Genomic DNA, 12,534 nt, shown 5'->3' with positions numbered 1-12,534 from the left:
CTAAAGTTGTCAACCACGAAGCACATCGCATTTTCAAAGTCTTGCCGTTGAAGGCCCACCCACTCTACCACTCAAGCGCGGGAGCTTGGTTCGTGGGCCCGCGTCACGCCCGGCCCGGTTTTCCCGGCCCGTGTCGCGCTGACCTGGACAACTCTACACACCCCCGAAACCCCCTTGAACACCACCCCCCTTCAACGGGGAAGTGCCAGGTCAGGCGGGCATTTCGAAGTCGAAGAGGGCGGACAGCTCGGCGACCGTCGAATCGACGTCCTGGTGGTGCACCCCCACCATTCCGTTCGCCACCGCACCGGCCACGTTCCGGTGCAGGTCGTCGACGAACACGCACTGCTGCGGTTCCAGCCCCAACCGGCGCGCGGTCAGCAGGTAGATCTCGCGACTCGGCTTGGCGACCGCCACCGCTCCGGAGAGCACCACCGCGTCGAAGAGGTCCGCTACTCGCGGGTCGGGCAGACCGCTGGCGTTCGACACCACCGCCGTGCTGACCCCGCTCCGCCGGGCCCGGCACGCGACCTCGAGCAACGGCGGCGCGTCCGCGGCCGCGCCGCCCGGGTCGTCCAGCACCCCGGCGTAGTCCAGCAGCAATCCCCTGAGTTCCACGTGCGCACGGTAGCTCACACGATCAGGCGGTCTGCGCCGAAAAGTGACCGGATTCGGGAGGGAACTTCCTCAGTAGAGCGAGGAGTTCCCACCGAAACCCCGGAGGTGCCATGACCGCAGTCCTCGAGCTCGACGCCCCGATCACGCCGACCACCACCGACGATCCGGGCGAGCGGAGCGCTGTCGCCGTCGCTGCGTCCGTCGGCGGGCACGTGTTCGACGTGCTCTCCGGTCGGCGCGCCGTGCACGACGTCGAAGAGCACGTCTCCTCGCGGGTCGCCGGGCTGCTGCTCACCACCCGGCTGCACGCAGCACAAGGCCCGGAGCACCGGGTGCGTTCCGTGCACGCCTGCCCGATCACCGAGTACGCGGTGGAGGCGTGCATGGTCGTCGGAACGCACGACCGGGTCCGGGCCTTGGTGTTGCGGATCGAGCGGGACGGCGAGCACTGGGTGTGCACTCGCCTGTCCCTCGTCTGATCAGCGCCGCCGGTTCTTCTTCGCTTCAGCGCGAGCAGCCGCCCGGCGCTCACGGCGGGTGCCGCCGCGGGCTTCCGGGCCCTGCGCGTCGTCGTTGCTGGTCTCGACGCCGCCGGTCTCGTTCGGCCCGGAGTAGCTCAGCCGCTGCTGCCCCGGGCTGTCGAGGCCCTTGCCGCGCAGCGCGGTGGGAGCGTTCTCCCCCGCTGCCGACGGTGCGCTGCCGAGCTGGCTCAGCGCTGGTCCGGCGGAAGCCGGGCGGGCTCGCTTCGGCTGCGGGGCGGGGCGCGGGGTCTGCTGCACGTCGGGGGTGCCGTTGCCGACCTGGCTCACCGAGACCGGGACGGCCGGCTCCTCCGGCGCGGGCTGCGGTTCCGCGGCCTCCACCTGGACGTTGAACAGGAACCCGACGGACTCCTCCTTGAGCGCCTCCAGCATCGCCCCGAACATGTCGAAGCCCTCGCGGCGGTACTCGATCAGCGGGTCGCGCTGCGCCATCGCGCGCAGCCCGATGCCCTCCTTGAGGTAGTCCATCTCGTAGAGGTGCTCGCGCCACTTGCGGTCCAGGACGCTGAGCACGACCCGGCGCTCCAGCTCGCGCATCGCGCCGGGGCCGACCTTGCCGTCGACCTCGGCCTCGCGCTTGGCGTAGGCGGCCTTCGCGTCCTCGATGACCAGCTCCTGCAGCCGCTCCTTGGTGAGGTCCTCGTCGGAGTCGACGAGCTCCTCCCAGTCCAGCGACACCGGGTAGAGCGTCTTCAACGCGGTCCAGAGCTTCTCGAAGTCCCAGTCCTCGGCGTAGCCCTCAGCGGTCTCCGCGTCGACGTAGGCGGTGACGACGTCGGTGAGCATGTGCATCACCTGCCCCTGCAGGTCCTCACCGGCCAGCACGCGGTGCCGCTCGTCGTAGATGACGGTCCGCTGCTGGTTCATGACCTCGTCGTACTTGAGGACGTTCTTGCGGATCTCCATGTTCTGCTGCTCGACCTGGGTCTGCGCGCTGCGGATCGCGCGGCTGACCATCTTGTGCTCGATCGGCACGTCGTCGGGCACCTTGAGGCGGGTCATCACCGTCTCGACCATGGCCGCGTTGAACCGCCGCATCAGCTCGTCGCCCAGCGACAGGTAAAACCGGGACTCACCCGGGTCGCCCTGGCGGCCGGAACGACCGCGCAGCTGGTTGTCGATGCGCCGGGACTCGTGGCGCTCGGTGCCGAGCACGTAGAGCCCGCCGCTCGCTCGGACCTCCTCGGCCTCGGCCTCGGCCTGCGCCTTGATCTTCTTCACGACCGCGGGCCACTCGGCCTCGTACTGCTCGCGGTTCTCCACCGGGTCCAGGCCGCGGGAGCGCAGCTCGGCGTCGGCGAGGTGGTCGACGTTGCCGCCCAGCACGATGTCGGTACCGCGACCGGCCATGTTGGTGGCGACGGTGACGGCGCCCTTGCGACCGGCCTCGGCGATGATCGCGGCTTCCCGCGAGTGGTTCTTCGCGTTGAGCACGCTGTGCGGGATGCCCCGCTGGGTGAGCAGCTTCGACAGGTACTCGGAGCGCTCGACGCTGGTGGTGCCGACCAGCACCGGCTGCCCAGCCCGGTGCCGCTCCTCGATGTCCTCGGCGACCGCCTCGAACTTGGCGGGCTCGGTCTTGTAGACCAGGTCCGGTTGGTCCACGCGGGCCATCGGCTCGTTGGTCGGGATCGGCACCACGCCGAGCTTGTAGGTGGTGTGGAACTCGGCCGCCTCGGTCTCGGCGGTACCGGTCATGCCCGCGAGCTTGTCGTAGAGGCGGAAGTAGTTCTGCAGCGTGATCGTGGCCAGCGTCTGGTTCTCGGCCTTGATCTCGACGCCTTCCTTGGCCTCGATGGCCTGGTGCATGCCCTCGTTGAAGCGGCGCCCGGCGAGGATGCGGCCGGTGAACTCGTCGACGATCAGCACCTCGCCGTCGCGGACGATGTACTCCTTGTCGCGCTTGTACAGCTCCTTGGCCTTGAGCGCGTTGTTCAGGTAGCCGACCAGCGGGGTGTTCGCGGCCTCGTAGAGGTTGTCGATGCCGAGCTGGTCCTCGATGATCGACACGCCCTCCTCGGTGACGCCGACGGTGCGCTTGCGCTCGTCGACCTCGTAGTGCTCGTCGCGCTTGAGCATCGGGGCGAGCCGGGCGAACTCCTGGTACCACCGGGACGACTGGTCCGCGGGGCCGGAGATGATCAGCGGGGTCCGGGCCTCGTCAATCAGGATGGAGTCGACCTCGTCGACGACGGCGAAGTAGTGCCCGCGCTGCACGCAGTCGGCCAGGCTCCAGGCCATGTTGTCGCGCAGGTAGTCGAAGCCGAACTCGTTGTTCGTGCCGTAGGTGACGTCCGCGGCGTAGGCCTTGCGCCGCTGCTCGGGGGTCATCTCGGCGAGGATCGCGCCGACCTCCAGGCCGAGGAAGCGGTGCACGCGGCCCATCCACTCGGCGTCGCGGCGGGCGAGGTAGTCGTTGACCGTGACGACGTGCACGCCCTCGCCGGTGATCGCGTTGAGGTAGGCGGGCAGCACGCAGGTGAGGGTCTTGCCCTCACCGGTCTTCATCTCGGCGATGTTGCCCAGATGCAGTGCCGCGCCGCCCATCAGCTGGACGTCGTAGTGGCGCTGGCCAAGCGTGCGCTTGGCGCCTTCGCGCGCCACCGCGAACGCCTCCGGCAGCAGTTCGTCGAGGGTCTCGCCGTCGCTGTACCGGCGTTTGAACTCCTCGGTCTTGCCCCGCAGCTCGGCGTCGGACAGAGCGGCGACGTCGCCTTCGAGCTCATTGATGTGCGCTGCGATGGCGCGCAGGCGCTTGAGCATCTTGCCCTCGCCGGCGCGGAGCAGTCGGGACAGGACCATCCGGTCGACCTCACTAGCTGATCGTGACGCGTCCGTCACGGACGCTTTGCGGCCATCGTATTAGAGCTGGTGACGAGGACCGGTCATCCGGTGTGGTCCGGTGGCGGCCCCGCACACGCAGCTGTCCCCCGCGGACCACGGTACGCGGGGGACAGCCGTTCGGGTCGGCGTTGGCGGAGACTCGCCCTACAGGGCGTCCGCCAATCTGATCACTCCGTAGTCAAATCCCTTCCGCCGGTAGACCACGCTCGGCCTCCCGCTGTCGGCGTCGGAGAAGAGGTAGAAGTCGTGCCCGACCAGTTCCATCTGGTACAGGGCTTCGTCGACGGTCATCGGCTTGGCCGAGTGCTCCTTCTCTCGGACGACGCGGCCCGGTTGGTAGCCGTCCTCAGCCATCCGCTGTCCGGGCACCTCGGCGCTGTGCTCGGGTGCTTCCTGGGGCGCTTCGAGCAGCGTGGTGCGGCCCTCGGCCGCTGCGGCGCCCATCACCACGGGCCGGTCCGCCATCGCTGCGGTCGCCTCTGCCACGGAAGTCGGGTTGTGCTGTCCGTAGTGCACCTTCCTACGGTCGTGCATGCGCCGGAGGCGGCTCTCCAGCTTGGTCGTTGCGGCGTCGAGCGCAGCGTAGAAGTCGCCGGCGCAGGCCTCGGCGCGCACCGGCGTGCCCTTGCCCACCAGGGTGATCTCGACTCGCTGGCAGTTCTTGGCCTGACGGGGGTTGCGCTCGTGGAAGAGCTCCACGTCCGCCCGGATTGCCTTCCTGTTGTACCGCTCAAGCCGGGTCAACTTGGCGTTGACGTGGTCCCGGTAGTGCTCGGGGACCTCGACGTTACGACCCTTGACGACGATATCCATTCACGACCTCCGATTCCGTAGGAGAGGTGCGTGGCGCCAGCAGTGCGATCAGCTCGCTTCCGGCGCCAGGGACATGGGATGTCGCTCCTTCCCTCCGCCAGGGGTTGGCTGGATTGAGTGGCACGTTAGCTCGCTTTACCGATTTGTGACACCCCCCGGGTTGGGCGAAGTCAAGCGGCCACCGAGAGTGATTGGTGCCACCGTTCGAAGCACGCGCGCAGCGTGCGCGGACAGTGCTCGCAGGGACCCTCCACCCCGGATTTTCACCCGTTCGGCCGCTCGCCGCGACTGCGCCGCGCGAGGCCGTGGTGGGGGCGGGATCTGCCTGCTCACACCCGGGGAACGAGTGCGCGGCGGGGGAAGTTCCCGGGTCCGTTCGGACAATGGTGGGTCACCCGTTCACCTCAGCCCGCGGTCGCCGTCAGGCTCAGCACCGCGTGGACGGCGCGACCTGCGGTTCCGAGGACCGCCAGGCAGGCCGCGGCGGTCGCGGCGGTGGTGATGACGTCGTCGATCAGGACGAGTTGGGCGGTGGGCGGGGGAAGTCGACCGTTCTGGAGGAGCACTCGCCCAGACAGGTTGCGCACCCGTTCGGCCGCATCGAGCCCGGTCGAGTCGGCGGCGCCGCGCGCGGTCAGCAGGCAGTCGGCCACCGCGGTCGGCCAGCCCGCCGCGGTGAGCAGCGCCGACATCCGGTGCGCGATGCGCCGCATGTGCGCGCCGCCGCGTCGGCGGGCGGCGATGGCTCGGGAGGGCGCCGGCACCAGCCACCAGTGGTGGTCGAGCTGGTGCTGTTCGGTGATCGCGCGCAGGCCGGTGGCCAGGTGCCGCGCCAGCGGGTCGGCGAGGTGGCGCTGCCCGGCCTCCTTGTACGCCAGCACCGCGCGGCGGGCGGCGCCGCGGTAGCGGCCCAGCGCGTACGCCGGTGGGGTGGGTGGCAGCAGTGGGCGTTCGACGCGGTGGAGGCCGCCGAGTTCGCGGGCGCAGTCCGGGCACCACGCGGTACCGGCCGCGCCGCAGCCCGAGCAGTGCAGCGGTAGCAGCAGGTCGACCAGTCCGGAGAGCCCGTCGCGGAACATCGGGCGATCATGCCGTGGACCGGCTTGCCGACACACCGACGAGTGTCGGGCACTGGGCGCCGCAACTCCCCGCCGTCACCCGGTCGCCTGTCACGAGCCCGATCGACGTCGGTGACGCGCGGCGAGCCTGGTCAGCCCGGGAAGAACGGGAGGGAGCTGCTGCCGATGCGGGGTTCCAGTAGGGACCACACGTCGTTCGGGTCGGCGGAGGCCCAGATGTTGCTGCGGTCGGCGACGATCACCGTCGGGCCCGGCCCCACCGTGATCGTCTTCATCGGCTGACCCAGGTTCGCGGACGTGTAGGACTGCCAGCGGAAGCCGTCCACCGACACCTCGTAGACCGGGGAGCTGTGGCTGTCGGTGATCACCGCCAGGGACTCCTTGTCCCGCCATTCCAGGCCCAGGACCTGCGCGCGCTGCGGGGCGGGCAGCGGGATCGGCCGGTCCAGCACCACCGCACCGTCCTGGTCGGACACCGCGCCCACCACAAGCTGACCGTCGATCACGGCCGCGACCCGGGTGCCGTCCCGCGACAGCCGCAGGTCGGTGATCGGCCGCCCGCGGGTGAAGTCCGCGGAGTCGACCTGCTCCACGGTCCAGCCGTGGCTGCCGTGCCGCGCCCGGATCACGTCGCGCCCGGCGACCACCGTCCACACCTCGTCGTTGCCGCGCCAGGTCGGCTTACTCATGAAGCTGCCGGGCGGGCCGAGCTCGGTGAGGGCCTCGCCGTAGGGGCCGACCCGCAGCCCGACCTCCTCCGGAGACCGCCGGGTCACCGCCGCGATCCGGCGCCCGTCGGGCGACTGCCCGGCGCGCAGCACCTGGTACTCGCCGGACCCGGCCGGTCCGGGGACCGGGTCGGCGCGGCTGTCCAGGCGCTTGAGGCGTTCGTCGATCACGGCGAGCCCGCCCAGGTCCTGGCGCGGCATGTTGTCGATCTCGTACTTGGTGAGGTCGGTCGGCCGCAGGTCCTGGGTGTCCGACAGCAGCGGCATGCCCTCCTCCTGCAGCCGCACCCGCGCGTTGCTGACCTTCTGCAGGGTGAACACGACCTGGGCGGCGATCAGCCACCGCGTCTCGTCGGAGACCTCACCGAGGTTGCTGAGGTTGACCTCCAGCGCGCCGTCCCCGGTGGCCTCGCTGGTGTTGGTGCGGGGGCGCACCCCGGGCGGGATGGCGGTGCGCAGCGCCGAGCGCAGCCCCTCCGACGGGCCCGAGGTCAGCAGGTCGATGACCCGGCGCGGCAGGGTGCTGGCCGGTTGTGAGGCCACGTAGCGCACGTCCGGGACGACACCGGTGGCGTCGTGGTCGAGGAAGTAGATCGGCACCGAGCGGTACACGCTGCTGAACGCGTCGCGGCTCACCACCATCTCGGCCGGTGGCGAGGCGATCCGCCACTTGCCGTCCGGCTGGAGCTCGACCCGCACGGTGGCCTCGTACTCGCCGACGTCCGGCACGAAGGAGGAGTCCGGCAGCAGCCGCCCCACCTTGTCCGCCTGCACCGTCACCAGTTGCACGCCGTCGGGCAGCGGTTCCGGCGGGGGTGGGGCCGGGATGGTGTCGACGTTGCTCACGATCAGCAGGTCGGGTCCCGGTGACCACTGCTTGGCCTGCACCGCGTCGAGGTGCATCCGGGCCGCCTCGTGGTTGCTGGCCGGGGACGCGGAGTCCACGAACCGGCGGACCAGCCCGAGCGGGTCGAGGTTGTCCGGCGGCGGGGTCACCTCCGTCGTCGAGTTGCGCTCGTCGGCCTCCCGCACGGCCACCGGATCCGACTCCTCCGGGATCGACGCGCACGAGGTCAGCGGAACCAGCAGCACCGACAGCACCGCCAGGCAGCGGGTGACCCGACCCCCCATCATTCGTCCTCCCACGAGTCCTCGGACAGCCGAGCTGGGCCGCGGTCGTGGACGCCGCCACCGGGCTCGGCGTCCTGCGGGCGCTCCACCGACGCGGCCAGCAGCGCCTCCGGCGCGGCGATGCGGCGGGTGCCGGGCAGCGGCAGCGGGCTGCCGTCGAACTCCGCACCGGGTCGGCGGGGCAGGGTGACGCGGAAGCAGGACCCCTCGCCCGGCTCCCCCCAGGCGTCCAGGGCACCGCCGTGCAACCGGGCGTCCTCCTGGCTGATCGACAGGCCCAGCCCGGTGCCGCCGGTGCGCCGGTTCCGGGACGGGTCGGCCCGCCAGAACCGGGTGAACACCAGCTCGGCCTCCCCGGCGCGCAGGCCGACGCCGTAGTCCCGGACGGTCACCGCGACCGCCTGCTCACTGCTGCCGAAGCGGATCTCGACCGGCCCGCCCTCGGCGTGGTCGATCGCGTTGGCCACCAGGTTCCGCATGATCCGCTCGACGCGGCGGGCGTCGGCGACGATGTCCAGCTCGGAGGCACCGTTGGCCGGGACGATCACCCGCAGCTCGACGCCGCCCTCGTCGGCGATGGGGCGCAGCGCCTCCACCGAGCGCTCCACCAGCTCGACGATGTCGACCTGCTCGGCGGACAGGTCGGCCACCCCGGCGTCCAACCGGGAGATCTCCAGCAGGTCGCCCAGCAGCAGCTCGAACCGGTCCAGCTCGTCGACCAGCAGCTCGGTGGAGCGGGACAGGCCGGGCGGGAACTGCTCGCGGGAGGCGTGCAGCACGTCGGCGGCCATCCGCACCGTGGTCAGCGGGGTGCGCAGCTCGTGCGAAACGTCGGAGGTGAACCGGCGCTGCAGCTGGCCGAACTCCTCCAGCTGCGTGATCTGCTGTTTGAGGCTGTCAGCCATCTCGTTGAACGACTCGGCGAGCCGCGCGACGTCGTCCTCGCCGATCACCCGCATGCGCTTGTCCAGGTCGCCTTCGGCGAGCTCCTCGGCGATCTGCGCGGCCTGCCGCACCGGGCGCACGATCTGCCGGGTCACCAGGTTCGTGATCAGGCCGAGCAGGACCAGCAGCACCGCGCCGCTGATCAGCAGGGTCTGCTGCACGACGCGGAGGGTCTCCTGCTCCGCGCTGAGCGGGAACATCATGTACAGCTGCAGCGACCGGGTCGCGCTGGCCACCGGGGTGCCCACGATGAGCATGGTGACCTGGCCGTTGTCCCGCGGCACCGTCTTGATCTTGGTCGCGAGCTGGCCGCGCTCGGCGAACAGGCGCAGGTCCTCCGGCACGTCCTCCACCGGGCCCGCGTGGGGCTGCTCGTCCCGGTCGACCGGCGCCAACCCGTCGACCAGCACCGGGGTGAACGCGCCCGCCACCGTCTCCGTCGTGGACTGGCCGGAGGAGGACGTCGTCAGCCGGTTCAACGCGGCCGTCAGCTGCTCCCGGACGCTCTCCGGGTCGGCGTTGGGGTCGACCGCGGTGAGCTCGCGCTCCAGGATCGGCAGGCTGGTGTCGACCTGCGTGATCGCACCGTCCTCCTTGGTGTCCAGCAGCTGGGAGGTGATCTGCCACTGCAGCACCATGCCCAGCACGATCACCACGGCCAGCGACAGGGCGAGGGTGCTGACCACGACGCGCAGCTGCATCGAGCGGCGCCAGAGGGCCTCGAAGCGGCGCCAGCGGTCGCGGATCTCCTCCTGGACACGACTGACCAGCCGCCGCACCCAGCGGCTTCGACGCGTCCACACGTTCACGACAACCGTCGCCCTCCACGACTACGACCCGGTGGGAAGACTGTGCCAGGGGGCCGATCCGCGGGCCGCACCGGCCCACGACATGCGAAGAGCGCCCGCTCGCGAGCAGGCGCTCCAGGTCCGGCTACCCGATCACGGGGGGCCCGCCTTGTAACCGACGCCGCGGACGGTCAGCACCACCTCGGGGCGCTCCGGGTCGCGCTCCACCTTCGACCGAAGGCGCTGGACGTGCACGTTCACCAGGCGCGTGTCGGCCGCGTGGCGGTAGCCCCAGACCTGCTCCAGCAGGACCTCGCGGGTGAACACTTGGCGCGGCTTGCGGGCCAGCGCGACCAGCAGGTCGAACTCCAGCGGGGTCAGCGCGATCGGCTGGCCGTCCCGGGTCACCTCGTGCCCGGGCACGTCGATGGTGACGTCGCCGATGGTGAGCACCTCGGCCGGCTCGGCGTCGGTTCGGCGCAACCGGGCGCGCAGCCGGGCCACCAGCTCCTTCGGCTTGAACGGCTTGACCACGTAGTCGTCGGCCCCCGACTCCAGGCCGAGCACCACGTCCACGGTGTCGCTCTTGGCGGTCAGCATCACGATCGGCACGACGGACTCGGTGCGGATGGCCTTGCAGACGTCGATGCCGTTCATCCCCGGCAGCATCAGGTCCAGCAGCACCAGGTCCGGCTTGAGCTCGCGCAGGGCAGGCAGCGCCTTGGTGCCATCGCTGACGACGGCGGTCTCAAACCCCTCTCCCCGCAGCACGATGGTCAGCATTTCGGCCAGGGCCGGATCGTCGTCCACCACGAGCACGCGTGCCTTCATGTCCAACATGGTTGCACTCCTGCACCAGCTGCCGTGCACGCACCCGCTGATCGTCACCGCAGGTCGGGCCGCCGCTGCTCGACACGGCCCAGTTCATACCGCCGAACGGAGCAGTTCCCGGGTGATCCGGGTCGCTGCGCTGGGCCCGCCAGTCAGCCCAGGACGTGCTCGTCGACGATCCCGGCGAAGTCGAGCGCCGCGGAACCGTCCACCACGAGCCACGGCGACCACCAGTCGGCCGCCGCCAGCTGCGCGTAGACCTCGCCGCAGCGCTTCTGCAGCCCGGCGTCGGACTCGAAGTTGTCGCGCTGCCGGTCCGCTTCGGTCCGCTCGCGGTGCTCGGCCCGGCTGGCCGCCACCTCCGTCGGGACCTGCAGCAGGATCTGCAGGTCCGGCTTGGGCAGCGCGAAGCGCTCCACCTCCAGCTGCTGGACCCAGGCGACGAAGTCGCCGGCGCTGTCCTGGTGCAGCCGGGCGGCGCCGTAGGCGGCGTTGGAGGCGACGTAGCGGTCCAGCAGCAGGACGTCGTGGGCGCGGAGGTCGTCGCGGAGAGTGGCGGCCGCGGAGCGGCGGTCGAGCGCGTTGAGCACGGCGATGCCGTAGACGGAGTCGCCGAGGTCGCCGTGGCCCCCGCGGAGCGCCTCGCCGATGAGGGCACCGTGGATGTCCTCGGTGTAGCGCGGGAACGCGGCGCGCGCCACGGAGCAACCGCGGGAGCTGAGCTCCGCGGTGATGCCGCTGGCGAAGGTGCGCTTGCCCGCGCCGTCCAAGCCCTCGATGACGATGAGTCGACCCACGGCATTGACCGTAGTCGAGCACCGCCGCCCTCCCGACGGCCTCCCCCGGTCAGCCCGCCGGGGCGGAAATCCGCTTTGCCCCCAGGCCATTCAGTTGTATACCGGTTGCATGCAGAAGAGCCACTCCTACCAGCTGACGGTGACCTGGACCGGCAACACCGGCCAGGGCACGGCCTCCTACCGCGAGTACAGCCGCGAGCACGTGGTGGAGATCGACGGCAAGCCCCCGCTGACGGCCTCCGCCGACCCGGCGTTCCGCGGCGACCCGAACCTCCCGAACCCGGAGGACTTCCTGCTCGCGGCGCTGTCCGAGTGCCACATGCTCTGGTACCTCGGCCTGTGCAGCGCCTCCGGCGTGGTGGTCACGGCCTACCGCGACGAGGCGAGCGCGACCATGGTCGAGGTGCCCGACACCGGCGGCCACTTCACCGAGGTCGTCCTCCGCCCGAAGGTGGTGATCGCCGACCCGGCAACCCTGCCCAAGGCCCGCGAACTGCACGCACAAGCCCACCGCAAGTGCTACATCGCGAACTCGGTCAACTTCCCGGTCCGCCACGAACCCGAGATCACCGCCGGCGGGTGACGGAACGTGCCCGGGCAGCCGCCATCCGGGTTCAGTTGATCTGATCCAGCCCGGCGAACGCGTGGTCCGCTGCAGGGTCGAGGAACGTGACCAGCACTGACCACCTCCGTTACCGGACGTTCCGCGACCACCTGCCCGCACCCGTGTGGCACGAGCTGCTCAGCATCGGGGTCCCGAAGCTGTACCGACCGGGCGAGATGCTGCTGCGGGAAGGCGCCGAAGACACATTCGTGCTCGTGGTCGTCGAGGGTGTCTGCAAAGTGGTGGCAGCCCGCCCCGGCCGCGGACAGACCCTGATCGCTGTCCGCGGGCCGGGCGACACGTTGGGCGAATTCTCCGCGATCGACGACGCGCGCAGGTCCGCGAGCGTGTACGCGGTCACCGAGTGCAAGACGCGGCTCATCCGCGGCACGGCGTTCGTCGGGTTCCTGAACCGCCACCGGCTCGAAGCGACGTTGTCCCGCTACCTCAGCGCCAAGCTCCGCTGGAACAGCACGATGGTCTCGGAGCTCGCTGGCCTGCCAGTGCGCTCCAAAGTCGCATGGCTGCTGGTGCAACTCGCCGCGATGGCAGCTCCGACCACGTTCATCCCGCTCTACCAGAAGGAAATGGCTGAGCTGCTCGGAGTCGCAGCCAGCTCGGTGAAGGCCGCGCTCGGGCACTTCCGCGAACAGGGATTGCTGCGCACCGAGGTGGGCGGGGTGCATCTGCTCGCTCCCAGCGGTCTCGCCGACGAAATCCACCCCGACGACCTGGAGTGATTCAAAGCACTCCGCACGGAGTCCGATTTCGGACTCGGTGCGGCGCGGCGCGCGTCGAAGCTCGCCTCGTACCG

At 70.6% G+C, this 12,534-nt stretch carries 11 protein-coding genes; 3 read left to right on the top strand and 8 right to left on the bottom strand.

The features are described from left to right. Positions 1 to 210: 210 nt before the first annotated feature. Complete coding sequence (locus tag ABT324_RS31170; RefSeq protein ID WP_351184752.1) at positions 211 to 618, bottom strand: HAD-IA family hydrolase; 408 nt, start codon at positions 616 to 618, stop codon at positions 211 to 213. Between the two features lie 110 nt (positions 619 to 728). Between ABT324_RS31170 and ABT324_RS31165 the strand changes: the two genes are divergently transcribed. Then, entirely contained in the window at positions 729 to 1,097 is a 369-nt protein-coding gene (locus tag ABT324_RS31165; protein ID WP_351184750.1) for an Rv3235 family protein, read from the top strand. Here ABT324_RS31165 and secA read toward each other — a convergent pair whose 3' ends face one another. From secA to ABT324_RS31130, 7 genes are all read right to left on the bottom strand, one after another. After that, positions 1,098 to 3,962 (bottom strand): preprotein translocase subunit SecA, encoded by a 2,865-nt coding sequence (secA, locus tag ABT324_RS31160; protein ID WP_351184748.1) that lies wholly within the window; start codon positions 3,960 to 3,962, stop codon positions 1,098 to 1,100. A gap of 186 nt (positions 3,963 to 4,148) precedes the next feature. Further along, entirely contained in the window at positions 4,149 to 4,817 is a 669-nt protein-coding gene (gene hpf, locus ABT324_RS31155; RefSeq protein ID WP_351184746.1) for a ribosome hibernation-promoting factor, HPF/YfiA family, read from the bottom strand. Between the two features lie 404 nt (positions 4,818 to 5,221). Then, positions 5,222 to 5,896, bottom strand: coding sequence for a ComF family protein (locus tag ABT324_RS31150; RefSeq protein ID WP_351184744.1), 675 nt, complete (start codon positions 5,894 to 5,896; stop codon positions 5,222 to 5,224). A 131-nt stretch (positions 5,897 to 6,027) separates the two neighbouring features. Next, complete coding sequence (locus tag ABT324_RS31145; protein WP_351184742.1) at positions 6,028 to 7,758, bottom strand: LpqB family beta-propeller domain-containing protein; 1,731 nt, start codon at positions 7,756 to 7,758, stop codon at positions 6,028 to 6,030. Then, entirely contained in the window at positions 7,755 to 9,503 is a 1,749-nt protein-coding gene (mtrB, locus tag ABT324_RS31140) for an MtrAB system histidine kinase MtrB (RefSeq protein WP_502949826.1), read from the bottom strand. Before mtrB ends, ABT324_RS31145 begins: the two co-directional genes overlap by 4 nt. A 138-nt stretch (positions 9,504 to 9,641) precedes the next feature. Further along, positions 9,642 to 10,319, bottom strand: a complete 678-nt coding sequence (gene mtrA, locus ABT324_RS31135) for an MtrAB system response regulator MtrA (protein WP_093160527.1) — start codon at positions 10,317 to 10,319, stop codon at positions 9,642 to 9,644. A 152-nt stretch (positions 10,320 to 10,471) separates the two neighbouring features. After that, entirely contained in the window at positions 10,472 to 11,116 is a 645-nt protein-coding gene (locus ABT324_RS31130; RefSeq protein WP_351184738.1) for a dTMP kinase, read from the bottom strand. Positions 11,117 to 11,225: 109 nt separating this feature from the next. On the opposite strand from ABT324_RS31130, the gene ABT324_RS31125 reads away from it, so the two are divergent. Then, entirely contained in the window at positions 11,226 to 11,699 is a 474-nt protein-coding gene (locus ABT324_RS31125) for an OsmC family protein (protein WP_351184736.1), read from the top strand. 143 nt (positions 11,700 to 11,842) lie between these two features. Next, a complete protein-coding gene (locus ABT324_RS31120; RefSeq protein ID WP_351184734.1) occupies positions 11,843 to 12,460 on the top strand; it encodes a Crp/Fnr family transcriptional regulator in 618 nt (205 codons plus the stop codon). Positions 12,461 to 12,534: the final 74 nt, after the last annotated feature.

Source organism: Saccharopolyspora sp. NPDC000359 (genome assembly GCF_040300525.1).
Classification (GTDB): domain Bacteria; phylum Actinomycetota; class Actinomycetes; order Mycobacteriales; family Pseudonocardiaceae; genus Saccharopolyspora.
This window is presented reverse-complemented; position numbering and strand designations above follow the sequence as displayed.